Source organism: Megasphaera stantonii (genome assembly GCF_025567065.1).
Classification (GTDB): Bacteria; Bacillota; Negativicutes; order Veillonellales; family Megasphaeraceae; genus Megasphaera; species Megasphaera stantonii.
Genome location: NZ_JAOQKD010000004.1, coordinates 93,077 through 116,155 on the forward strand (window position 1 = coordinate 93,077; position 23,079 = coordinate 116,155).

Sequence of the window (23,079 nt, forward strand, 5' to 3'; positions counted from 1 at the left end):
ACCTTATTTCAAACCGCCAAAGCGGCGTTCTCTGCCCTGAAAGGCGAGAATCGCCTCTATGAGCGTCTCTTTTGTAAAATCAGGCCAGCACAAATCGGTATACCAGAATTCGGCGTAAGCCATCTGCCACAACAGGAAATTGCTGACCCGTTTGTCCGCGCCGGGCCGGATGAGCAGGTCCACGTCGTTTTCCGGCGCCGTATACAAATACGAAGCCAGGGAGTCTTCCGTAATATCCTCCGGCTCCAGACGGCCGGCCTTGACGTCGGACGCCAGCTTCTGCATGGCCTGGGTCAGTTCCAGGCGGCCGCCGTAATTGACGGCGACGTTTAAAATCAATCCCGTGTTTCCGGCCATGTTCCGTTCCGCTTCGTCAAAGGCCTGGCGGAGCGACGGGGAAAGGCGGCTCAAATCGCCGATAAAGTGCAGGCGCACATTATGCTCGTTCAGTTCCAGAAGGTTTTTGCTCAGGTACTCCTTCATGAGCTTCATAATATAGGAAACTTCCTCGTCAGGCCGTTTCCAGTTTTCCGTCGAAAAGGCGTATACCGTCAGCACCTTGATTCCTAATTCCCCGGCGGCGGCGACAATTTTCTTCAGCGTGTCCGCGCCGGCCCTGTGGCCGTAGCTGCGCGGCATGCTCCGCCGTTTAGCCCAGCGGCCGTTGCCGTCCATGATGATGGCGACGTGGCGGGGAATGTTGTTCGTATCGAGCAGTTCTATTCCTGTATGCCGTTCTTCCTTCTTCTTTTTTCCTAAAAAGTTAATCATTCTTGCACTTCTCCACCTTGCAGCATGCGAGTTACGCTTTCGCTTTTCTTCAAATTCGCGTTTACCAGAAGATATACGACGCCGTCCCGCTCGCGGGCCCGGACGACGTAGGGATCTTCTTCATCGCGGGGAAAAAAGCGGCTTCGCGCCGTCGTGCGCTCTACTTCATACGGCACGTTTTTTTCCTGTAATACAGATATGGCATACCGTAACGGCATGCCAATAAAATTTCGTATATCCATTATACTTCCATGACTTCTTTTTCTTTTTTCGCTTTGATTTCGTCGATCAGCTTGATCTTCTTGTCCGTCAGCTTCTGGATATTTTCCTGGGCTTCCTTGCTGTCGTCTTCCGTGATTTCCTTCTTCTTTTCCATCTTCTTGATGGCGTCGTTCGCGTCACGGCGGATATTGCGGATGACGACCTTAGAGTCTTCGGCGTCCTTGCTGACCTTCTTGCTTAATTCTTTACGGCGTTCTTCCGTCAGCTGGGGGATTTCCAGGCGGATCATCGTGCCGTCGTTGTTCGGGTTTAAGCCCAGATCGGATTTCAAAATAGCCCGTTCGATGTCGCCGAGCATTTTCCGTTCCCAGGGAACAATCGTAATGAGGCGCGGTTCCGGGGCGGATACGTTTGCAACCTGCTTGACCGGCGTAGGCGTACCATAGTAATCAACGCTGATACGGTCCAGGAGCGTCGTACTGGCCCGGCCAGTGCGAATCGAAGCCAAATCGCGCTTCAATGCTTCTATGGTCTTATCCATCTTTTCTTCGTTCTGCGTTAATAAGGTCTTTACGTCCATACTATTCACTTCCTTAATCGTAATAATGGTATATATGTATATAATACAGCTTTTAGCCTTCTTTGTCGACTAATGTCCCCAAATCTTTTCCGCTGGCGGCGGCGATGATATTGCCTTCGACGTCGATGTTGAATACGACGATGGGAATGTTATTGTTCATGCACAGCGTCGTAGCCGTCGCGTCCATGACTTTGAGCTCTTTATTGATGACATCCATGTAGGACAAGCGGCGGAACATCTTCGCGTCGGGATTGAGCTTCGGGTCGCTGTCGTATACGCCGTCTACGCCGTTCTTTGCCATGAGGATTGCGTCGGCTTCGATTTCTGCAGCCCGCAGTGCCGCCGTCGTATCCGTAGAGAAATAGGGATTGCCCGTACCAGCGCCGAAGATGACGACGCGGCCCTTTTCCATGTGGCGGATCGCCCGGCGGCGGATGTACGGTTCTGCAACCTGCTGCATGTTGATAGCCGTCTGTACGCGCGTCGCAACGCCGTTCTTTTCCATAGCGTCCTGCAGCGCCAGGGCGTTCATGACCGTTGCCAGCATGCCCATGTAGTCAGCTGATACGCGGTCCATGCCTTTTGCGCTGCCCGACAGGCCGCGCCAGATATTACCGCCACCTACGACGATAGCTACCTGAATGCCCAGCTTATTTACTTCTACGACTTGCTTGGCAATCGTTTCGACCGTTTCCGGGTCGATGCCGTATCCCTGGGCTCCCGCCAACGCTTCGCCGCTCAATTTCAATACAATGCGATTATATTTTTTCGTTTCCATACCAAGGCCTCCTGCTCCCGGCGCTGCCGCGCCGTATAAAGTCACATTAGAAAATAAGAGAACACGAAAATGGTGTTCTCTTATATGCAATCTTATTTAGCTTGTGCCATAACTTCGGAAACGAAATCGTCGTTGCGCTTCTGGAGGCCTTCGCCCAATTCGTAGCGGGTGTAACGGCGGATGTCGATTTTTTCACCGATTTTAGCGATATTTTCAGTAATAACCTGCTGAATCGTCTTGTCGGAATCTTTGATGAATTCCTGGTCGAGCAAGCAGTTTTCTTTGTAGAATTTTTCGATACGGCCGACGATCATCTTTTCGACGATTTTTTCCGGTTTGCCTTCGTTCAGAGCCTGCTGGCGGAGAACTTCTTTTTCATGTTCGAGAACGTCTTCCGGAACGTCTTCTCTCTTGAGGTATGCCGGGTTAGCTGCGGCAATCTGCATTGCAATGTCTTTGCAGAGGTCTTTGAAGTTGTCCGTCTGGGCTACGAAGTCCGTTTCGCAGTTGATTTCTACGAGAACGCCGATGCGGCCGTTGCCGTGGATATAGGAGTAAACCAAGCCTTCAGCTGCGATGCGGTCTGCTTTTTTAGCAGCGGCTGCCAAGCCTTTTTCGCGAAGGAAGTCGATTGCTTTTTCCATATCTCCATCCGTAGCTGCGAGCGCTTTTTTGCAGTCCATCATGCCAGCGCCAGTTTTTGTTCTTAAATCTTTTACCATGCTTGCTGTAATAGCCATCTTAGATATTCCTCCTAAACATAATATACAGTTTGAATAAAGGTAAGGAATGAAGCACTCCTTACCTTTATATAATGAGCCATGTAGTTCTCAAAGGGCCGATGTCTTAGTTTTCTTCAGCGACAGCTTCCGTTTCAACGGCTGCTTCTTCAGCGGCGCCTTCTTCAACCTGTTCGCCCTGGTTGCCTTCCAAAACGGCGTCGGCGATTTTGCCGGTCAGCAGTTTTACGGCGCGGATAGCGTCGTCGTTTGCCGGAATCGGGTAGTCGATGAGGTCGGGATCGCAGTTCGTGTCAACCGTAGCGATGATGGGGATGTTCAATTTGCGGGCTTCCGATACGGCGATTTCTTCTTTTTTCGGGTCGATAACGAAGAGAGCGTCCGGAAGTTTCTTCATGTCTTTGATGCCGCCGAGGTATTTCTGGAGTTTTTCCATTTCGTGTTTCAAAATGGTAACTTCCTTCTTCGGCAATACGTCGAACGTGCCGTCTTCAGCCTGTTTTTCCAGCGTCTTCAAGCGTTTTACGCGTTTTTCAATCGTCTGGAAGTTGGTCAGCATGCCGCCGAGCCAGCGTTCGTTTACATAGAACTGATTGCAGCGTTCGGCTTCGTTTTTAATGGATTCCTGAGCCTGTTTTTTCGTGCCGACGAAAAGGATCTTGCCGCCTTCAGCAGCCAGGTCGCGTACGAAATTGTAAGCTTCGTCCATTTTCTTTACGGTTTTCTGCAAGTCGATGATGTAGATGCCGTTGCGTTCCGTGAAGATGAAACGAGCCATTTTAGGGTTCCAGCGGCGAGTCTGGTGACCGAAGTGAACGCCTGCTTCCAATAATTGTTTCATAGATACTACTGCCATAATTGTTACTCCTCCTGTTGTTCCTCCGCCCGGTCATCGCCTGCCGTCACTGCCGAGCAGCACAGCTGCAGGCTCACCAAGCGTGCGTATTTTTAAGCATAGTACTTAAACCTTTGCTATTATATCACATTGTCTTCGACTGCACAAGCCGTTTTTACGCAAAAAAAGCCGCTCCTGCATGTACTGCCCGGAGCGGCTCCGCCTCTATTCCAAAATATATACCGGCACGGTGCGCCGTCCGAAGACCATGCAGGAATTGTAATCTTCCATGCACAAGTCGATGCGGTTTCCTAAAATATCTCCGCCCGTATCTTCGGCAATGGCTACGCCGTATCCCGGGATATACACCCGCGTTCCCAGCGGAATGACGTTGGGGTCTACGGCGACGACGCCGTAACGGGCGACGGTACCCATCTTGGTAATGCCCGCGCCGTTGCCGTCCGACGGCAGGTACGCTGTCGCTTCCATCGTAAAGACTTCCTTATACTTGGACACGTCGCCCGTATTGAGCGTTACGGTCTCCTGCGTGCCTACGCGGCGGATCAGGGGCTGCATTTCCGTCACCAGCGTCGTAGAGACGACTTCCTTCCCGACGACCTGGCCGTCGAGGCTGATGATATGAACAGTGACCTTCTTGCGGCCGTTCATCCCTTCCTGGACGATTTCTTCCTGACCCTGGCTCAGATTTTCATCAGGGATGCTTTCAATGGCAAAGGGAACGACTTCGTCTTCCGTGATGGCCTTGCGGGAAATATTCCCAATGCGTATCGTCATATCAGGAACGACCGGCGCGGACGTATCGCCGTAGGGACGATAATTCTCCGCGTCGTATCCATATTGTTCGGCTACTTCCTGTACGGTCTTTTTGGCGGACATAACAGTTTGTTGTTTACCCTTATGTTCCAATATGACGGGAACGGCCCGGCGAACCGTAACGGCAGTTCCTTCTAATAATTCGGATGTGGACATTTCAATTTCATCATATGACCCGAGCGCAATATTATTTTCGCGCATCAGCGCGTCAGCATTGACGGCGTGCGTATAGACAGAACGAGTCGCGCCGTCGGTCTGGATTGTGACGGATTTTCCTTTGTCAATAAATCCAGCTAAGGAAACTATGATTAATAAAGCGACTAAGGTTGCATACATGCGAGTAATGGGCCCTTGATATCGTTTGTTCATCAAATCCCTCCTAACTGGAAATCATTCTATCAAAGGCCTGTTACCCTGTCAATTTTTATCGGTTAACAATAACAGCAAAAATGAGGTAAATATCATATCTTCAGCACGATTGTCAACATTAAAGGGCCTGCGAAAAGGCTGTTTATACTGCGTGATAAGGGCGATTTTGAGAGAGCTTTACATGGTTTCCCACATTAAAGTAAAATTTTTTCAAAAAAGTATATTTTTGTGGTGAAAAAATCCTGTTTTTCTTGCAAAATATATCCTGTCCCCCACTTTCCTCATATGCCGTCCCTTTTATATTGGTTTTCTGCTCCATGAAAGCGCAAAAAACGTCCCCTCCGCAGGGAGGGGACGTCGAAGGCACGGCGCTTAACGGCGCTTGCTTTTCTTATGCTTTTTGTGTTTTTCTTCTGCTTCATGCTGGAGCATCATCTGGGCGTGAATCGGCGCTGCATCGGTCGGCCGTTCGTCGGCAATGTAGCGATACGTGCCGTCGGAATTCATGGCGTAGGCTTTTACATTGTCGTTGAAATACAGCGACAGGATTCCCTTGATGCGTTCCTTATGGGGACCGTATTCGACGGGAATCATCAGTTCCACCCGTTCGTTCAGGTTGCGGGGCATCCAGTCGGCCGACGAGATGAATACGTCTTCTTCCCCGTTATTGTAGAAGTAGAATAAACGGCTGTGTTCGAGGAACCGGCCGACGACGCTGTGCACTTCGATGTTTTCGCTGATTCCCGGCAGTCCCGGCCGCAGGACGCAGATCCCGCGGACGATGAGATGGATTTTAACGCCGGCAGCCGACGCTTCGTACAATTTAGCGATGACCTCCTTGTCAAGGAGGGAATTCATCTTGGCGACGATGAAGGCTTTCTTGCCCTTTTTAGCCCAGGCCGTTTCCTGTTCTATCTTTTCATAAATCCGTTCGCGCAGATTCAGCGGCGCGACGGCCAGCTTGTTCCACTGCGGCGGGTCAGAATATCCCGACAGGAGATTGAAAAAGGCTGAGGCGTCGACGCCGATGAGCGTATTGGCCGTCAGGATGCCTACGTCCGTGTAAATGCGGGCCGTCTTGCCGTTGTAGTTGCCCGTCGCCAAATGGACGTAACGGCGGATGCCTTCTTCTTCTCGGCGGACTACCAGGGTGATTTTCGAATGGGTCTTTAATCCCATGATGCCGTAAATAACGTGGCAGCCGGCCTTTTCCAGCTTGCGGGCCATGAAGATGTTGTTTTCTTCGTCAAACCGGGCCTTAACTTCCATGAGGACCGTGACCTGTTTGCCGTTTTCTGCAGCTTCCGCCAATGCGGCGATGATGGGAGACCGGCTGCTGACGCGGTACAGGGTCTGCTTGATAGCCAGCACATCCGGGTCTGTAGCAGCTAATTTGATAAAGTTCTCTACAGTATCAAAGGTTTCGTACGGATGATGTACCATAATATCCTGCTTAGCAATGGCCGTCCACATATCAGGTGCGCCAAGTTCTTCCAATTCATACGACGGCTGAGGCGACGCGGCAGGATAACGGAGATGATCATACCCCTCGATTCCCGTAAAGGAGAAAAATACCTTGCAGTCCAAGGGGCCGGGTATCATATACAAGTCCTTGTCTTCCAGCTGCAGCTCGCCGCGCAGGAATTCCCGGACCATACGGCTCGCCGACTGGGCCAGTTCCAAGCGGACGGCTGCGCCCTTGCGGCGTTTTTTCAGGGATTTTTCCACTTCTACGAGCAAATCTTCCGCTTCGTCGTCAATATCTAGGTCGGCGTCGCGGGTTATGCGGAACGGCACGGCTTCGAGGATATCGCAGCCCAGGAAGAAACGGTTGGCATAGGCGCCGAGGATGTCCTCCAGAAAGAGGAACTGCTTCGCGTCGCTGGCAGCTACGGGCACCTTGATGATGCGGGGAATGATCGGCGACGGCACGGGCAAAATGGCCGTCTTTACCGACGTATCGCCCTGTTTCTTGCGCAGCAGGACGGCCAGATTCAGATTCAGGCTGGCGAGGAAGGGAAAGGGATGGCTCGAGTCGACGGCCATAGGCGTGACGACGGGGTAAATTTCCCGCTCGAAATAGCTGTCCAGCCAGATGCGCTGCTCTTCATTCAGCTCGTCGACGCTGACAAAATGAAGGCCTTCCTGCTGCAGCTTGTCCTGAATGACCGAATAATATTCGTACTGCTGGTCCACCAGCGTGTGTACCATAGACTGGATGGCTTCAAACTGCTCTTGCGGCGTCATGCCGGCAATGTCGATATGCTTAACGCCGCTTTCGATGAGGTGTTTGACGCCGGCCACGCGGATCATAAAGAATTCGTCCAGATTTGACGCAGCAATAGCTACGAAATTCAGCTGTTCCAGCAAGGGATTGGACGGCACGATGGCTTCCCGCAGAACCCGTTCGTTAAACTTGATCCACGTACATTCCCGGTTTAAATAATTTTCTGGTTCTGTATACTTCAAAATAGTCACTTATCCTTTCAGTAATTTAGGCGAAATGCCGAAGACTTCGGCGAAATTGACGGCCGTCTTCATGAACGTCCACCGTTCCAGGGAAATATCCAAATCGGAATGGTAGCGGACGATGAGTTCGTTGCCGACCAATTCGGCCTGTATGCGCTTTATCTTTCCTAAATGGCTCTTGTCGAGGGAGTCGGCCAGGCTGAAAATCGCCGCGAGCTTGGCCGCCGTAATCTTCTGCTCCGGCGACAGGACGTCGTACATGTCCGACGAATCCTGTATCACGCCACCGTCGGCGTAATAGGCAATGTTGGCCAGCACTTCCTTTTCTTCGTCTGTAATGCCGAATAAGTCCGTTTCCATGATAAGGTGATACGTGCAGAGATTGTGCTTGCGGATGTTGACGTATTTGCCCGTTTCATGAAGGATCGACGCCAGCTGCAGCAAGTAGCCGCACGAGAATTTCAAGCCGATTTCCTTATACACGGCGTTGAACAAAATACCGCAGAACTCGCCTACGCAGGCGGCATGTTCCGGCGCGTACCAATACTTGCCGGCAATGCGGCGCGTCAAGTTGAGCAGCAGCCCCCGCTGATGGGCTACGTAAGAATTATCGGTCTGCTCGGCTACGTAATGCATGGAATAGCCCTCCGTAAAGGTCGTGCTCATCATGACCAGCAGGTCGACGTCGATGATGCGCAGGAGCTCGTAATACAGGAGCAGCGTCGGCATGATGACGTTGGCCAGATTTTCCGAAAGCTTGCAGCGCTGCATGAGCTTAAAGGGCGTGATGCCGTGGAAGGAATTGACGAACTGGCGCAGCTCGTCGGCCTTGATGAGGCGGACGCCGTTTGTTTCTTCCTTATGCATGAGCTTGCCGATGAGCGTTGCCGCCCGGCCCGACAGGACGATGTATTTGATATCGTGATGGCGCACGCTGGCCCACAGGGGGGACAAGGCGCCGTAGATGTATTCGCGGGCTGCCGTCGGAAAGGTCAGCTCTTCCCGCTGCTTAGGCGTGAAGTTTTCCAAAATGCGCAGCGAGCCGATGTGGACGTTTTGCTGAAACAGGAGCTCGTCCGATTTCCAGCAGGTCAGCCCTACGCCGCCGGACGTAATATCCAGCAGGAGGACGGCCTTGTCGGCAAAGTTGAATTTCCCCTTCAGCACGTGATAATACAAGCCGAAGAATTTATAGTAAATTTCCTTGGCCATGCGCACGACAGTGACGCGGAAGCCCGTGCGGAAATAGATTTGATCGATGACGTTGAGCAGGTTGTCGGCTTCGCGGATAGCCGTCGTCGACAAGACGCGCACGTCCGTGACGTCGTAGTCCCGCAGGAGCTGCTTGAATTTATTTAAAATCGTGCAGATTTCGTTGAGAGACTGGAAGCTGACGTGATGGCGCGTAAAGACTTCCCCGCCGTACTGGACTTCCCGCGATACATTTTCAATGACCTCCATATCGTCCAGCGACGAATACGCGATGATTTTCAAGGTCATATTGACCGTGCCGATATGTATGATGCCAAATTGCCGCTTGGCCTGATATTCCATAGTATTTCCTCGCCTTCCTTGCTGATGACGCGGAGACTCTCTCCCCGCCGTCTCTTCATATATTATACATGAAATACCGGCGATGGTGGCGATCTTTTTGTATAATTTGTGTAAAAAATGAAAAAAGCTTGTATAATAGGCGGCTCTGCAAAAAATACGGAAGAATCCTCCCCATTTTCTTTAGTCATACGAATTATTTCCATTTCGTTTTAACGGCAAATTTTGCAAAATCGTTTCATCGTCTCGGCAAGATGTAGTATAATAACAGAAGATTATGGATTACAAAGAAAAGAGGTATACAATGGAAAAATTAGCCATCATCGATATGGGCTCCAACTCCATCCGGTTTGTCGTCCTCCAGATAAACGACAACAAATCGTATTCCTTCCTGTATCAGGAAAAAGAATCCATACGCCTCGGACAAGGCCTTACCCAGACGGGCGAACTGAGCGACGCCGGCATGGAACGGGCCATGAAATGCTTAAAGGTATATAAGCACATCATGGAGGTTATGGAAATCCAAAACTGCATCGCCGTCGCCACCGCCGCCGTGCGCAACGCCTCGAACGGCGACGAGTTCCTGAAGCGGATTTACGCGGAAACGGGCGTAGCCATGACCGTCATTACAGGCGAACGGGAAGCCTATCTCGGCTATTTGGGCGTCATCAACACCATCGCCATGAAGGACTTTCTCCTGTTCGACCTGGGCGGCGCCAGCGTCGAGCTGACTCTGGTACAAGAAGGCGAACCAGTTCATTCCGTTTCCATCCCCATCGGCGCCGTAACGGTTACGGAAAAATTCAATCTCCAGGGCAACGTAGATGCAATCGCCCTGCAGGACTGCCTGAAATTCGTACGGAAAAAGCTCCTTGCTGCCGACTGGATTAAAAATCTGCGTCTCCCCCTCGTCGGCATCGGCGGCACGGCCCGTACTTTTGCCAAGATGGATCAGCGGACAACGAATTACGAGCTGACGAAGGTGCATAATTATATCTTACCGGCAGACCACTTCGACGCCCTGTATACGGAAATTACGACGCGGACCAGCGCCAACCGCAAGAAGATCCCCGGCCTGTCGAGCGAACGGGCCGACCTCATCGTCGCCGGCGCCGCCGTCATTAAGACCCTGTTCGATACGGCAGGCAGCCCGGAACTGGTCGTCAGTGGCTGCGGCCTGCGTGAAGGGCTGTTCTTTGAATACTATACCTCTTACTTCCACCTGCCTGCGCCTCGCTTCGACGATATCCTGAAATTCAGCATCCGCAACTTCGTCGGCACCCTGGGCGGCATCGTCAACGAATCCCACTGCCAGCAGGTCACCCATACGGCAGGCCTTCTCTTCGACCAGCTGAAAGACCTGCACGGCTACGGCGAGCGGGAACGGCTGTACCTCACGACGGCGGCCCAGCTTCACGACGTAGGCAAAATCATCAATTTCTACGATCACGCCCGCCATTCGGCCTTCATGATCGGCCACGCGCCCCTGTACGGCCTGACGCAGCGCGAGCAGCTCATCGTCAGCTTCATCGCCGGCTTCCACCACGGCATCAGCCGCAAGACCCTGCGGGCCTACCGCTACGCCAACATGGTCACGGCAGAAGACTGGGCGATGGTCCGCAAGCTCTCCACCTTCCTGGCCTTGGCCGAAGCATCGGACATTACGTACGAGCAAGTCGTCCAGGATATTCACGTCACCACTGCGGAAAACGTCGCCGTCGCCGTCATTACGACGGCTCCCGGCGTAGCCTACAACGCGGCGGACTACGAAATGAACCAGCTGACCAAGCAATTCAAAAAGGAATTCGGCATCTCCCTGCTCCTCGTCTGGAAGTGAGCCTGTAAGGAGGCCATGTAATAGTATAAAGAAAGACACTTTCCAACGACATGTCAGAAAGTGTCTTTTTTTATGTCTGTATATCAGATAGTTTCAGGTTAGCGGATCGATACGTCTTCTCCGGCGAGGATTTTCTTCATCGTCCGGGCCGGGCACATTTTGCCGCACATCGTGCAGGTGCCTTCGCATTCGGGCTTGCTCGATTCATAGTAGCGGCGAGCCTTTTCCGGGTCGATGGACAAGGAAATCATCGTTTCAAAATCTACTTCCACGCGGGCCTTGCTCATAGCGTCGTCCCATTCCTGCGCGCCGGGGATGCCCTTGGCCAGGTCGGCGGCGTGCGCAGCGATGCGGGCGGCGATGATGCCTTCCTTAACGTCGTTTACGTCGGGCAGGCGAAGGTGTTCGGCCGGCGTAACATAGCACAGGAAGTCGGCTCCGGATGCGCCGGCAATGGCCCCGCCGATAGCGCTTGTAATGTGGTCGTAGCCCGGAGCGATATCGGTGACGATAGGACCTAATACGTAGAAGGGCGCGCCGTGGCACAGGCGTTTTTCAATTTTCATGTTGGCAGCAATTTCCGTCAGGACCATATGGCCCGGGCCTTCGATCATGACCTGGACGTTGTGTTCCCAAGCCCGTTTCGTCAATTCGCCGAGGGTGATCAGTTCTTCGATCTGAGCTGCGTCCGTCGCGTCGTGGGTGCAGCCGGGACGGCAGGCGTCGCCCAAGCTCAGGGTAACGTCGTATTTTTCACAGATGTCGAGGAGACGGTCATAGTATTCATAGAAGGGGTTTTCCTGATTGTTCATTTCCATCCAGGCAAACAGCAGCGAGCCGCCGCGGGATACGATATTGGTCAGGCGGGGGTTCTTCTTGATACGTTCAGCCGTCTTGCGGTTCATGCCGCAGTGGATGGTCATGAAGTCTACGCCGTCTTCTGCGTGCTGTTCGACGACGGAGAAGAATTCATCTACAGTAATATCCTTCAAGTCTTTTTCCAGCATGCCGACGGCGTCATACATGGGAACGGTACCGATCATAGCCGTAGACATATCGACGAGCTTGCGGCGGAATTCGCGGGTCTTGCCGAAGTTGCTCAAGTCCATGATGGCTTCAGCCTTCATGTTGATGGCGTTCTGCACCTTCTGCAGTTCCAATTCATGGTCGTTATGTTCCGGCGATACGCCGAGGTTGACGTTGATCTTCGTACGGCAGTCCTGACCGACAGCTTCCGGAGAAAGGCTGGTATGAAGTTTATTGGCCGGAATGGCAACTTTGCCTTCGGCTACGAGCTTCATGAGTTTTTCCATGGGCATTTTTTCTTTTTCCGCAACGATTTGCATCTGCGGCGTGACGATACCTTTGCGGGCTGCGTCCATCTGAGTTGTGTAAGTCATAAACGTACCTCCTGCTAATGAGTTTAACCTAAATATAGAAAATAGAAACAGGTAAATAAAAAAGCTCACCTCCGCAGGTGAGCTTTATAATCCCGTAAAGCTTCCCTACGTCGGCATTATCCGAATCAGGTCCATAAGGGACAAGCGCGAATCCAAACGCTTTCTCAGCCTTGCGGCGCCCCTAGCTTTTTTAGTTATCTCGCTTTATTATAATATACTTGCGTAGATAATGCAAATATAAATTATCGTCCGGCAAATTGACGGCAGCATCGCTCCTATGTTTCCGGAAGATATTTTTATGCAGAAAAAGGCTGCGGCCGATTGGAGGTACAATAACTCGGATTAGATAGTTTTTGTTGCCCTTTACAAATTACAGGAATCCTCCTCCCCGTTTCTTATCTGGGTTTCAGCGGACCGTAAAAGTACGAGGCCGTCGCGCCGCCGTCAATGAGGAAATCGGCACCTGTAATAAACGCGCCTTTTTCGCTCAGCAGCAGCTCCGCCACGTGGGCTATTTCGTCAGCCGTTCCTGGCCTGCCTGCCGGACATTTTGCAAACATATTTTTGTAAAAATCGCCGCGCGGACCGTTAAATTCGTCCTGGGCCAGAGGCGTTACAATAATCCCCGGCGAAATAGAATTGATGCGGGCGCCACGCATTCCCCAGCGAACTGATTCAGCCATCACTCTCTTGACGTTGCAGCGTTTAGCCAGCTGATAGGCATGAAGGGTATCACGGATACGCGAGGGATGCAGCATATCCAATGTCAGCAGGTCTTCGGCAGGCGTACAGGCCAGCAGTTCGTCTTCTTCCGGACTAAGAGCCGACAGACGATGCCCTGACTGACTGGAAATAGTTACGCCGACACCTCCGTCGGCGATGACCTTGCCGACTTCTTCCAGCAAAACGGCCGTACCATACAAGTCAACATTTAAAATCGTTTTAATCGGAGCCTGGCTTGGCGATACGCCGGCGGCATTTATTAATACAGAAATATTACCATACGCTCTTCCAACGCTTATATATTCCTGAATAGACGCACGGCTTGCCAAATCCATTTCCATAGGAACGGCATCAAATCCGGCTCCTTGCATCAATCCGGCAGTGCGCTTTGCTTTTTCCAGTATTTTATCTCCTATGATAATCTTCATCCCCGTTCCTGTACGGCGGGCAATAGCCATACCGATGTCTCCTGCACCAACCCACAGCATTACGCATTTTGTCATAAAAATTCTCTCCTTTGCTGTTTTTCATAACAGGCAGCCGTCTTAATCCGTAAGCATCACAGCAGCCTCATGCACCTATTATTGTAGAGACAGGGTCCAAAAACAGCAATCTCGATTTCAGCAGCAATTCATAAGTACTGCTTATGTAAAAACTGCATCTTCATTAAGAGATACAGATGATGACTCATTCATGACGAACTAGTTTTCGCAGCGTTTCAGCAAATTCTTCTATATAATACTGGGTATGCTCCCTGCGCCAAAACAGGCAGTACGTGCGACATAACTGACGCTTCCCCTGGCAGATGGGCAGCCGCCGTATAGACGCGTGAGCCGGCGGCAGCGTGCCCATACGTTCAACAGGCAAAAATCCCCTGTTTCCCAAAACCATCAGCCGGCCTTCTTCCAGCGTAGGGGCAAATAAGAAGCTTCCGCCGAAGTTCAGCGTCTTCTCATAATATTCCTGCTCTGCACGGCGCTGCTCTTTCGTAGAAATCAAGATGCATGGGACAGATTTTAAATCCTGAAGCTGTACCGACTCCTGTCGGCTAAGAGGATGCCGGGCAGACAATTCAGCATAGCAGCTGCACGATAAAAGCTGATAATTCACATAATCGTCAGAAAAGGCTCTCCGCTGATCACTTAGAATAATATCGACGCCGCCATGACGAAGCAAATTATATAATTCTTCATGCGTACCCGTTGCAATATCAATGAACACTTCAGGATATACTTGAGAAAAATCGGCTACAGCCTGATATAATTCCTGGCCGCTGTAGCAGCGCAGATACCCGATGCGCAGCACCGATTCCGCATCGCGTCCGATGCGGGATGTTTCATAACATATGTCATCGACTTCTTTCAGCAGCCCCTTGCAGCGCATATAAAAATATTCACCGGCCGGCGTCAGGGAAAACCGGCGTTTCTCTCGTATCAAAAGGGAAGCGCCTAATTCCTTTTCCAAGGCCTGTACCTGCTGAGATACGGCAGATTGTGAAATATAACATCGCTCTGCCGCATCCGTAAAGCTGCCGCAGTCTACGACAGCCATAAAATACTGTATTTGCCTGAGCAACATCCGTATTGCCTTCTTTCCTTAGTTACTGTTTTTATTATATACATATTTTAATGCCTAGATTGCGGCAATGCAAAAAACATACCTATCTCTGTACTTTATAAAAGACATCGGAAAATGCATCAAGCAAAAAAATGGTACATGCTGCTCCGCTCCCTCGCCTGCTGTGCGCCGTATTCCCCATCAAGGCAGCCTTAGGATATCCCTGTATATCCGGCGTAAATCTGCCCTAAACGGAGACATAAAGGATATATTGCGACAGACCAACAAAAAAAAATCGAGACTCCTTATGAAGTCCCGATTATACTCGAATGACAGGATATATGGCAAAATCATGCAGACACCCGACTATACCGCAGCCATAAGACATGGCCTTCCCTGACGTTTGCTTCTTTCAGATGAAACGCCACAGGCCGGCCTTCCGGAAGAAAAGCCGCCTTGTCAAATAACGACGCAGACTCCGTATTTCCATCTACTACAGGTGCAATAACCCAGCTCAGCTCGTCGATAAGTCCTTCCTGCAAAAAGGATTCATTCATGATGCCGCCGCCGGCAACCATAACTTTATCAACAGAAAAATACTGAACCAGTTTTTCCAGCAAAACAGCACAATGTATCTGCTTTTCGCCGGCAAATACATAAGAAATGCCGATGCTTCGCAAATAGGACAGATAGGCCGGCGATGCAGATTCAGTCAGTACCTCGATAATATGAGCTGCCGGGCGGCCCTTCTTTTCCATCACAGGTGATGAAAAGGCCACAGTGCCCTGAGGATCAACGGCGACGATAAATTGTTCTGCATTCCTTCCGTATGGACTAATATAATCTTCTTTCGGCAAGATCTCTTCTGCAGGCGGCAGTTCCGGCAGCAAGCCGTCAGAATAGCTGCCCAAAATAGTGGCCATGCCATATATGGTTGCCTGGCACTGGTAAACATTTCTCAGCTCGCCGTACAGCTGCAGTACCGGAGCCGTCTCAGCAGCTCCGAAAAAGGGACCGTCGATTTTGCCGTCTACAGACGTGAGCATATGGCATACGACAAAAGGTCGTTTCATTATACTATTCTCCTTTCGATTAAATATATATCATTATCATTTAACTAAATTTAAATATACAGTTCTGCACATTCTATTCCGCAGTGTTTCCTCTTTCCTGCTGCGCCGGTCCTTACGCCTTCGTCGCCGTGCCGCCGAAGACGGCAGACATGGGAACGGACTGGAGGGCCTGATCCAGGGCTGATACTTCATCTGCCGTCAGCATGATATCTGCAGCTCCGGCATTTTCTGCCATTCTTCCTTCCTGACGCGTGCCGGGAATCGGAACGATCCACGGCTTCTTGCACAACATCCAGGCCAATGAAATTTGACTGCACGTCGCTCCTTTGGCTTCTGCATATGTCTGCAGGAGATGCAGCAATTCCTGATTGACGGCAAGGTTCTCTGGCTGGAACTGCGGCATAGCGCTGCGGTAATCGTCTTTGGAATTAAACGATGAATCTCTGCCGTAGCATCCCGTCAAAAATCCATTGGCCAAAGGCGAAAAAGCAACCAGTCCGATACCCAGTTCTTCTAATACGGGAAAGAGCGCTTCGTAATGGCGGGCCATCATGGAGTACCGATTCTGCACAGCCGCAACAGGGCAGACAGCATGGGCACGGCGCAAATACGCTTCGTTCACTTCAGAAATGCCCCAATGAAGAATTTTTCCCTCCTTGATGAGCTCGGCCATAACACCGGCAACGTCTTCAGCCGGAATCCTGGGGTCGACGCGGTGCTGAAAATACAGGTCGATGTAGTCCGTCTGCAGCCGCCGCAGTGAGCCTTCGACAGACCGGCGTATTTGTTCAGGACGGGAATCGGTTATAAGCGGATACGGCGTCGTGCCAGACGACGTATCAAAGACAATGCCGAATTTGGTAGCAATCTGCACCTCGTGCCTGCATGTCGCCAGCGCTTTCCCGACAATGCGTTCATTGTCATGGGGATCTGACGGCGTTCCATATACTTCAGCCGTATCAAAAAACGTATATCCCATTCCGACAGCTCGTCGAATACGCCCTATTGCCTCAGAAGGCGCTGTCGGCGCGCCGTAGGCATGAGAAAATCCCATGCAGCCGAGCCCTATAGCAGAAACGGACAATGTATGTCCCAGCAATCGCTGTTTCATCTGTACTGATCTCTCCTTTATCAATGTCAAAAATCTGAACTGACACTTAAATCTTTCTGAGCCTGCGCTTCAGCCAGCCGTCGTTCTAGTTCAGCGCAGACAATGGCTGAGGCGTCGCTGCCCAACAAAAGGCGCTGCGGAGGATTTGGCTGCTCAACCGCATCTACGATAACGCGTCCGGCTTTTTCCGGGTCTCCTGGCTGGTCATGATGGTTTATAATGTGTTCCTTTCGGTTTTTACTGGCTGTTTCTGCATAATCCTTGATTTTCACGGCCGTTCCTTTCAGGGAGTCGTCAAAAAAGCGCGTGCGGAATGCTCCTGGTTCTACAGTCATTACGGTGATGCCAAGGGGTGCTACTTCCTGCCGCAAGGCATCGGAAAGAAGTTCCAGCGCACCTTTTGTCGCTGCGTAATAGCCTGAACCGACGACGGCGCAGACGGCAGCTATAGAGGACACGTTGATAATGGCCCCTGCCTTTTGCCGTCTCATCTGAGGCAGTACCGCTTTCATGAGCGCTACCGGGCCGAAGAGATTCGTCTGAAAAAGTTCAGACACATTATTATCTTCTCCCTCCTCCAGAGCAGCTCTATAACCGTGTCCCGCATTATTGACCAGAACGTCGACAGGTCCGAATCGCTCTTCGGCTGCTTGAAGAGCCTTCCTAATGCTGTCAGGTTTCGTCACATCCAATGCGGCTGCCAGAGCCCTTTGCGGATAAGCCGCTGTAAGGTCCTGCACCGTTTCCAGTCTGCGGGCTGTTGCCACAACCTGATATCCCTTCTGCAGAGCTGCCTTGGCAATGCCTCGGCCAATTCCGCTGGAACAGCCTGTAATAAGCCATGTTTTCATATGTTTTCTCCTTTTCACAATCATTTATACTATTGAAGCTGCCTTTCCCAAAAACAGACGGCCTCGTCAAGCCACCCCTCAGCCGGCGTACCCGTACCGAGACCAAAGCCATGACGCAGTCCTGGATAATGGTGAAATTCCGTGTCAATACCCAAGGCTTTTAATTTTTGAAGACGCCTTTTCATGGTCAGCCAATCAGCAATGCCGTCTTCTTCTCCCACACAGGCATACGTCGGCGGATCGGCAGCGCTGTACTCACTGTACCCCGTATACTGCATGATGACCGCAGCCGGTTTTGGCAAATTTCCTCCGCTAAAAGCAGCCGTTCCATACGATCCGACCCAGGCAGCCATGCGGGCACCAGCAGATCCTCCCCACAAAGAATATCCATAGGTCCTAACTCCCAGCTCATCAGCATGGGCAAAAATGAAGGCAATGGCCCGAGACAAATCTTCACAAGCCTTTTGCGCATCGGGACGGTAAATCAGCGCAAAAGCATTATACCCTCTTTTGGATAATTCCAGCGCCTGCGGAAAGCTGTCATGCATAGCTGCTACATAGGCAAATCCGCCGCCGGCGCTGCAGACGGCAAAAGGCGCACCGGCTCTTCCTTTAAAAAAGAACAATCCCGTATTGTTTTTTTCTGAATCCGCTGCCTTTTCTTCTTCTGTATATATATCATAAAAAATGGTTTCTCCCGCTTCGGCGCGCTTTTTTAAATAGTTGGCTATTTCTACAGTTTTCTTCGGATCTATGCAGCTGTACCACGTCAGCTGCAAGCTGCCCAAGGTACGACCGTTGTAATACCAGGGCTGCTGCGGAAACAGAAGCCGCCCATAGTCAGCAAAAACGGGATCGCCTGCAACGTCTGAAATCGGAGTATATGCAGTATAGGCACCGTCAGTTTGAGAATGAGGCGCCGTCTTCATTTCTCCCCGATACGGCAGCGTCACCTCTTGTGTCTGACTCGTTTCGGCACTGCAGCCAGAGGCAATACACGCCGTCAGACATCCGAACAACCCGAACCACATCGTCTTTGACACAGCTTTCACCTCTCTTTCCATTACAGATTATAAAAAAATCGAGACTTCGGCAGAAGTCTCGATTCGTTAACACATATAATCTATAAGTTAGGAGTCACCATATTTAATTTACATATATCCCAGCTCACAAAGGCTCGAAAAGGTGCCGTCACCGATGATGATGTGATCCAGGACGGGAATTTCCATGACGTGGCCGGCCTGGGCGATTTGTCTCGTCACGGCGATGTCGTCGCTGCTGGGAGACGGGTCGCCGCTGGGATGGTTATGTACCAGTACGACGGCGGCAGCGTTGTACTGAATAGCAAAGCGAAAGACCTCGCGGGACTTTGCCAGGCTGGAATTAATCGTGCCGATGGTCAGCGTCCGCACGGCGATGAGCTGATTTTTCGTCGATAAGTATACGGCGCGGAGTTGCTCCTGCGGCAGGAAGCGCATATCTTCCATGACGTATTCGGCAATGGCCTGAGGCGTGCTGAAATCGGGAGCGTTCTGCTTGACCCGCTGGCGGGCAATGCGCCGTCCCAGCTCGACGGCCGCGCAGATCGTCACGGCCTTGTCGGCTCCTACGCCGCGGATGGCGCACAAGTCGGCTACGCTGGCCTCGCTGAGGTAATAGAGGTTTTCTCCCGGCAGAGAACGCAGCAGGGACCGCGACACGTCCAAGACGGAATGGCCCTTCACGCCCGTGCGCAGCAAAATAGCCAGTAAATCCTGATCCGTCACGGCTTGCGCGCCTTGCTGGAGAAATTTTTCCCGCGGCTTTTCGCAGCAGGCCATAGGCTGGACCGGGCTCATCAGGCATTTACCTTGGCCTTGTGGAGCATCCGGCAGACCTGGGACAAAGGCAGGCCGACGACGTTCGTATAGGAGCCGTTGATCTTGTCTACAAAAGCTGCGGCCCGTCCCTGAATGCCGTAGGCTCCGGCCTTATCCAAGGGATCGCCGCTGGATACGTAGGTTTCAATTTCCTCATCGGTCAGCCGGCGGAACCACACCTTCGTTTCGACGACCTTCGTATATACGTCCTTATCGCGCACCAGAGCCACGCCGGTCAGTACGGAGTGCTTCCCGTTGGAGAGGCGGTGGAGCATGGCCGACGCTTCCTTGGCATTGCGGGGCTTCCCTAAGATTTCGCCGTCTGCGACGACGATCGTATCGGCTCCCAACACCCATTGGCCAGGATATTTTTCAGCGACGTCGCAGGCTTTGCCGACGGCCTGGGCCTGTACGTATTTTTCCGGGTCTTTCTTTTTCGGCGAATCTTCCTGATACGTACTGGGATTCACCATATAGGTAATACCGGCCTGAGTAAGTAATTCGCGCCGCCGCGGCGACCCTGAAGCTAAAATCAACACGGGAATGACCTCCTCTAACTGACGTGACGATAGATAAACAACGCTACGAAGATCCCAAGGATGCTCAGCAAGTTGGGAGCAAAGCGAATGCCAAAATTAATCTGCATGATATATAAGTTCAAATCGACGTTCTGAATATTAAAGATTTCATAATGCTGCGACAGCATGGGCATGAGGTCGCCCAGCTGGATTCCCGATAAAACTTCTCCAAGAATGCCGCCCAACAGGCCGCCTGCCAACAGAAACAATATGAGAAGCAGCACGCCATGAGACCCAAAGGATTTCATAACTTATAGTTCCCCCTCTACCGGTAATGGTGTGATTTCATTATACAGTGTTCCCTGCGGCACTGCAACTGAAATACAAAAACGAACCGGTATTCTCATCGAAATTTAAGACCGATGGAAAGACCGGTTCGTTTTCTCATGCTATTTTAATCTTCTTTTAAGATTTCTCTCATCTTACTGCTTTTTCTGCATCTTGGCCCACGTATCGCGCAGCCCGACGATGCGGTTTACGACGAGGCGTTCCGGCGTCGAGTCCTTGTCGATGACGAAGTAGCCCTGACGGAGGAACTGGAATTTGTCGCCGGCATGGTAGGAAGCCAGAGCGGCTTCGCCCTTGCTGGCAAAGGTTTCCAGGCTGTTGGGGTTGATCTGGGACAGGAAATCCTTCTTGTCGCCTTCGGCGTCGTCCGATTCATCGGTCTTAAACAGGTAGTCGTAGACCCGCGTTTCAACGTCGACAGCGTCTTCGGCGTTGACCCAGTGGAGGGTGCCCTTCACCTTGCGGCCTGCGTTGGCGCCGCTGCCGCTCTTGCTTTCCGGGTCGTACGTGCAGTGCAGCTCGACGATGTTGCCGGCTTCGTCCTTAACGACGTCTTCGCACTTGATGATGTAGCTGTATTTCAGGCGGACTTCCTTGCCCGGAGCCAGGCGGAAGAACTTCTTGACCGGTTCTTCCATGAAGTCGTTCTTTTCGATGTAGATGGTCTTGCTGAAGGTAATCTGACGGGTGCCCATGGCTTCGTTTTCCTGATTGTTTTCCGCCGTTATCGTTTCCGTCTGGCCGTCGGGATAGTTGGTAATGACGACCTTCAGGGGATCGATGACCGTCATGAGACGCGGCGCTTTGAGCTTCAGGTCTTCACGGATGCAGTATTCGAGAAGGGATATGTCGACCATGCTGTCGGCTTTGGCTACGCCGATACGTTCGCAGAAGTCGCGGATGGCTTCGGGCGTGTAGCCGCGGCGGCGAATACCGGAAATGGTCGGCATGCGCGGGTCATCCCAGCCGCTGACGATGCCCTTTTCCACGAGGGTGCGCAGCTTGCGCTTGCTTGTAATCATATTGGTGACGTTCAGACGGGCGAATTCAATCTGGCGCGGCTTCTGGCCTTCCGGGTCGTCCCAGTCTTCGAGGACCCAGTTGTACAGGGGGCGGTGGTCTTCAAATTCAAGGGTGCAGATCGAGTGGGTAATCCGTTCGATGGCGTCCGATACGGGATGGGCGAAGTCGTACATCGGATAAATGCACCATTTGTCACCTGTGCGGTGATGATGGGCATGGACGATGCGGTACAGGACGGGATCGCGCATATTGAGGTTCGGGCTGGCCATGTCGATCTTAGCACGCAGTACTTTTTCGCCGTCGCCGTATTTGCCTTCCTTCATTTCGGCAAAGAGCTTCAGGTTTTCTTCGACGCTGCGGCTGCGGTACGGGCTTTCCTTGCCCGGCGTGCTGAAGGTACCGCGGTATTCGCGGATTTCATCGCCTGACAAATCGTCGACGTAGGCCTTGCCCAATTTGATCAATTTGACGGCGTAGTTGTACAGGGTATCGAAATAATCGGAAGCGTAGAACATGCGGTCGTCCCAGGTAAAGCCCAGCCACTGGACGTCTTCCTTGATGGAATTGACGTATTCTACGTCTTCCTTGGACGGGTTTGTATCGTCGAAGCGCAGGTTCGTAATACCGCCGTACTTTTTGGCGATGCCGAAGTTCAAGCAAATCGATTTCGCGTGACCGATGTGGAGATAGCCGTTCGGTTCCGGCGGAAAACGAGTATGGATGCGCTTTCCATATGTATTTTTTTCGTTATCTTCATCGATAATATTTTCAATAAAATTCTTTGTGATTTCGTTATCCATGAACGAGTCTCCCCTTTATGCCTTATGTATGATGTTTTATTTTATCACAAATTACAGAGCCTTTCTACTTATAAATTCAGCAAACCAGCCGGTTTCTGGCATTTTCAAGATATTTTTCTACAGAATCGCAGCCAAAATTCACCTATATCACATATTGTCGGAATCGTTCTGCATATATTGGCGGCAGGCCTGTTCCAGCAGCGGGAAACAACAGCATCGCTGCATAATTTTTTTGTCAATCGATTTCAGCGTATCGCCCCCGACAAAGAACAGGTTTCGTAACGCCCTTGCAACTTTTATAATGTTCGCTTCGTCTTCTTTGATGTATTCATATTGATGCTGCAGCAGCCGCCGATACTGTTTATCTTGAATTGCGTCGAAATCAATGAGCAGTAATTCCGCGACAGGTACTGGAATCATATTGTTAAAATTAATAGCGCCGTATACGCCTTTATTAATTTTTCTAAAATCTTTTCCGTTTTTCATTTTCAAATGCTTGGGCTTAGCGACGATAAAGGCGCGTAATACGTCACGCCCCCTACTTCTACGACAATTCCTACATACGGTCGCTTTTGATTTTTATTATCCGGCACTTTTTCATCAAACTGCTTTAGATATTGTATATACGTATCGCTGACATGATACAGACGCATAGCTTCTCCTTTTTATACAAAAATAGAGGACGTTTTCACGCCCTCCATCGTTTTTTAGGTCCTCACTTTATGGTAGAGGCTCACCGCTTTCTTTCATTTATATTTTACAAAACATTTCTTCCGCAGTCAATACGCATTCTCGTCTCAGCGCTATATTGCCTATAACATATGTGATAT

General features: G+C 51.2%; 21 protein-coding genes, 1 pseudogene and 1 riboswitch. Of the genes and pseudogenes, 1 reads left to right on the forward strand and 21 read right to left on the reverse strand.

Annotation, left to right across the window (positions count from 1 at the left end):
• Positions 1 to 3 precede the first annotated feature (3 nt).
• The 9 genes from OCV58_RS04030 to OCV58_RS04070 all read right to left on the reverse strand — a co-directional run bounded on the left by OCV58_RS04030 (position 4) and on the right by OCV58_RS04070 (position 9,152).
• On the reverse strand, positions 4 to 771 hold the full coding sequence (locus tag OCV58_RS04030) for an undecaprenyl pyrophosphate synthase (protein WP_087477433.1): 768 nt from the start codon (positions 769 to 771) through the stop codon (positions 4 to 6).
• A complete protein-coding gene (locus tag OCV58_RS04035; RefSeq protein WP_232818738.1) occupies positions 768 to 947 on the reverse strand; it encodes a hypothetical protein in 180 nt (59 codons plus the stop codon). The genes OCV58_RS04030 and OCV58_RS04035 overlap by 4 nt, the downstream gene beginning before the upstream one ends.
• A 65-nt stretch (positions 948 to 1,012) precedes the next feature.
• A complete protein-coding gene (frr, locus tag OCV58_RS04040) occupies positions 1,013 to 1,573 on the reverse strand; it encodes a ribosome recycling factor (RefSeq protein WP_087477435.1) in 561 nt (186 codons plus the stop codon).
• 52 nt (positions 1,574 to 1,625) lie between these two features.
• On the reverse strand, positions 1,626 to 2,351 hold the full coding sequence (gene pyrH, locus OCV58_RS04045; RefSeq protein WP_087477436.1) for a UMP kinase: 726 nt from the start codon (positions 2,349 to 2,351) through the stop codon (positions 1,626 to 1,628).
• 92 nt (positions 2,352 to 2,443) lie between these two features.
• Positions 2,444 to 3,091 (reverse strand): translation elongation factor Ts, encoded by a 648-nt coding sequence (gene tsf / locus OCV58_RS04050; RefSeq protein WP_087477437.1) that lies wholly within the window; start codon positions 3,089 to 3,091, stop codon positions 2,444 to 2,446.
• A gap of 106 nt (positions 3,092 to 3,197) precedes the next feature.
• Entirely contained in the window at positions 3,198 to 3,947 is a 750-nt protein-coding gene (gene rpsB, locus OCV58_RS04055; protein WP_087477438.1) for a 30S ribosomal protein S2, read from the reverse strand.
• 204 nt (positions 3,948 to 4,151) lie between these two features.
• A complete protein-coding gene (locus tag OCV58_RS04060) occupies positions 4,152 to 5,129 on the reverse strand; it encodes a resuscitation-promoting factor (RefSeq protein WP_087477439.1) in 978 nt (325 codons plus the stop codon).
• A 372-nt stretch (positions 5,130 to 5,501) separates the two neighbouring features.
• Positions 5,502 to 7,598, reverse strand: coding sequence for a polyphosphate kinase 1 (ppk1, locus tag OCV58_RS04065; RefSeq protein ID WP_394802396.1), 2,097 nt, complete (start codon positions 7,596 to 7,598; stop codon positions 5,502 to 5,504).
• A 9-nt stretch (positions 7,599 to 7,607) separates the two neighbouring features.
• Complete coding sequence (locus OCV58_RS04070) at positions 7,608 to 9,152, reverse strand: Ppx/GppA phosphatase family protein (protein WP_087477440.1); 1,545 nt, start codon at positions 9,150 to 9,152, stop codon at positions 7,608 to 7,610.
• Positions 9,153 to 9,453: 301 nt separating this feature from the next.
• On the opposite strand from OCV58_RS04070, the gene OCV58_RS04075 reads away from it, so the two are divergent.
• Complete coding sequence (locus tag OCV58_RS04075) at positions 9,454 to 10,986, forward strand: Ppx/GppA phosphatase family protein (RefSeq protein WP_087477441.1); 1,533 nt, start codon at positions 9,454 to 9,456, stop codon at positions 10,984 to 10,986.
• A gap of 98 nt (positions 10,987 to 11,084) precedes the next feature.
• On the opposite strand, the gene thiC is transcribed toward OCV58_RS04075, so the two are convergent.
• The 12 genes and pseudogenes from thiC to OCV58_RS04135 form a co-directional block, all read right to left on the reverse strand.
• On the reverse strand, positions 11,085 to 12,386 hold the full coding sequence (gene thiC, locus OCV58_RS04080) for a phosphomethylpyrimidine synthase ThiC (protein ID WP_154877030.1): 1,302 nt from the start codon (positions 12,384 to 12,386) through the stop codon (positions 11,085 to 11,087).
• An 85-nt stretch (positions 12,387 to 12,471) separates the two neighbouring features.
• Positions 12,472 to 12,579, reverse strand: a riboswitch (TPP riboswitch).
• Positions 12,580 to 12,781: 202 nt separating this feature from the next.
• Positions 12,782 to 13,612 (reverse strand): SDR family oxidoreductase, encoded by an 831-nt coding sequence (locus tag OCV58_RS04085; protein ID WP_107195486.1) that lies wholly within the window; start codon positions 13,610 to 13,612, stop codon positions 12,782 to 12,784.
• A gap of 184 nt (positions 13,613 to 13,796) precedes the next feature.
• Complete coding sequence (locus OCV58_RS04090; protein ID WP_107195485.1) at positions 13,797 to 14,687, reverse strand: LysR family transcriptional regulator; 891 nt, start codon at positions 14,685 to 14,687, stop codon at positions 13,797 to 13,799.
• Positions 14,688 to 15,016: 329 nt separating this feature from the next.
• The gene (locus OCV58_RS04095) at positions 15,017 to 15,739 is read right to left on the reverse strand and encodes a RibD family protein (protein WP_154877031.1); all 723 of its coding nucleotides are present in this window, start codon (positions 15,737 to 15,739) and stop codon (positions 15,017 to 15,019) included.
• Between the two features lie 112 nt (positions 15,740 to 15,851).
• Entirely contained in the window at positions 15,852 to 16,850 is a 999-nt protein-coding gene (locus OCV58_RS04100) for an aldo/keto reductase (RefSeq protein ID WP_154877032.1), read from the reverse strand.
• 26 nt (positions 16,851 to 16,876) lie between these two features.
• Positions 16,877 to 17,701, reverse strand: coding sequence for an oxidoreductase (locus tag OCV58_RS04105; protein ID WP_154877033.1), 825 nt, complete (start codon positions 17,699 to 17,701; stop codon positions 16,877 to 16,879).
• 29 nt (positions 17,702 to 17,730) lie between these two features.
• Positions 17,731 to 18,744, reverse strand: a complete 1,014-nt coding sequence (locus OCV58_RS04110) for an alpha/beta hydrolase (RefSeq protein WP_267312783.1) — start codon at positions 18,742 to 18,744, stop codon at positions 17,731 to 17,733.
• A 108-nt stretch (positions 18,745 to 18,852) separates the two neighbouring features.
• Positions 18,853 to 19,539, reverse strand: coding sequence for a RadC family protein (gene radC, locus OCV58_RS04115; protein ID WP_394802397.1), 687 nt, complete (start codon positions 19,537 to 19,539; stop codon positions 18,853 to 18,855).
• A complete protein-coding gene (locus tag OCV58_RS04120) occupies positions 19,539 to 20,099 on the reverse strand; it encodes a Maf family protein (protein WP_087478829.1) in 561 nt (186 codons plus the stop codon). The genes radC and OCV58_RS04120 overlap by 1 nt, the downstream gene beginning before the upstream one ends.
• 14 nt (positions 20,100 to 20,113) lie before the next feature.
• A complete protein-coding gene (locus tag OCV58_RS04125; RefSeq protein ID WP_095628886.1) occupies positions 20,114 to 20,386 on the reverse strand; it encodes a DUF4321 domain-containing protein in 273 nt (90 codons plus the stop codon).
• A 174-nt stretch (positions 20,387 to 20,560) separates the two neighbouring features.
• On the reverse strand, positions 20,561 to 22,249 hold the full coding sequence (locus tag OCV58_RS04130) for a glutamine--tRNA ligase/YqeY domain fusion protein (protein ID WP_095628887.1): 1,689 nt from the start codon (positions 22,247 to 22,249) through the stop codon (positions 20,561 to 20,563).
• 147 nt (positions 22,250 to 22,396) lie between these two features.
• Positions 22,397 to 22,902, reverse strand: a pseudogene (locus tag OCV58_RS04135) (type III toxin-antitoxin system ToxN/AbiQ family toxin).
• Positions 22,903 to 23,079 lie beyond the last annotated feature (177 nt).

Coding starts and splice junctions, on each gene's coding strand:
- OCV58_RS04030 (WP_087477433.1), bottom strand. CDS start 771: ATGATTAACTTTTTAGGAAAAAAGAAGAAGGAAGAACGGCATACAGGA.
- frr (WP_087477435.1), bottom strand. CDS start 1,573: ATGGACGTAAAGACCTTATTAACGCAGAACGAAGAAAAGATGGATAAG.
- pyrH (WP_087477436.1), bottom strand. CDS start 2,351: ATGGAAACGAAAAAATATAATCGCATTGTATTGAAATTGAGCGGCGAA.
- tsf (WP_087477437.1), bottom strand. CDS start 3,091: ATGGCTATTACAGCAAGCATGGTAAAAGATTTAAGAACAAAAACTGGC.
- rpsB (WP_087477438.1), bottom strand. CDS start 3,947: ATGGCAGTAGTATCTATGAAACAATTATTGGAAGCAGGCGTTCACTTC.
- OCV58_RS04060 (WP_087477439.1), bottom strand. CDS start 5,129: ATGAACAAACGATATCAAGGGCCCATTACTCGCATGTATGCAACCTTA.
- OCV58_RS04070 (WP_087477440.1), bottom strand. CDS start 9,152: ATGGAATATCAGGCCAAGCGGCAATTTGGCATCATACATATCGGCACG.
- OCV58_RS04075 (WP_087477441.1), top strand. CDS start 9,454: ATGGAAAAATTAGCCATCATCGATATGGGCTCCAACTCCATCCGGTTT.
- thiC (WP_154877030.1), bottom strand. CDS start 12,386: ATGACTTACACAACTCAGATGGACGCAGCCCGCAAAGGTATCGTCACG.
- OCV58_RS04085 (WP_107195486.1), bottom strand. CDS start 13,612: ATGACAAAATGCGTAATGCTGTGGGTTGGTGCAGGAGACATCGGTATG.
- OCV58_RS04090 (WP_107195485.1), bottom strand. CDS start 14,687: ATGTTGCTCAGGCAAATACAGTATTTTATGGCTGTCGTAGACTGCGGC.
- OCV58_RS04095 (WP_154877031.1), bottom strand. CDS start 15,739: ATGAAACGACCTTTTGTCGTATGCCATATGCTCACGTCTGTAGACGGC.
- OCV58_RS04100 (WP_154877032.1), bottom strand. CDS start 16,850: ATGAAACAGCGATTGCTGGGACATACATTGTCCGTTTCTGCTATAGGG.
- OCV58_RS04105 (WP_154877033.1), bottom strand. CDS start 17,701: ATGAAAACATGGCTTATTACAGGCTGTTCCAGCGGAATTGGCCGAGGC.
- radC (WP_394802397.1), bottom strand. CDS start 19,539: ATGAGCCCGGTCCAGCCTATGGCCTGCTGCGAAAAGCCGCGGGAAAAA.
- OCV58_RS04125 (WP_095628886.1), bottom strand. CDS start 20,386: ATGAAATCCTTTGGGTCTCATGGCGTGCTGCTTCTCATATTGTTTCTG.
- OCV58_RS04130 (WP_095628887.1), bottom strand. CDS start 22,249: ATGGATAACGAAATCACAAAGAATTTTATTGAAAATATTATCGATGAA.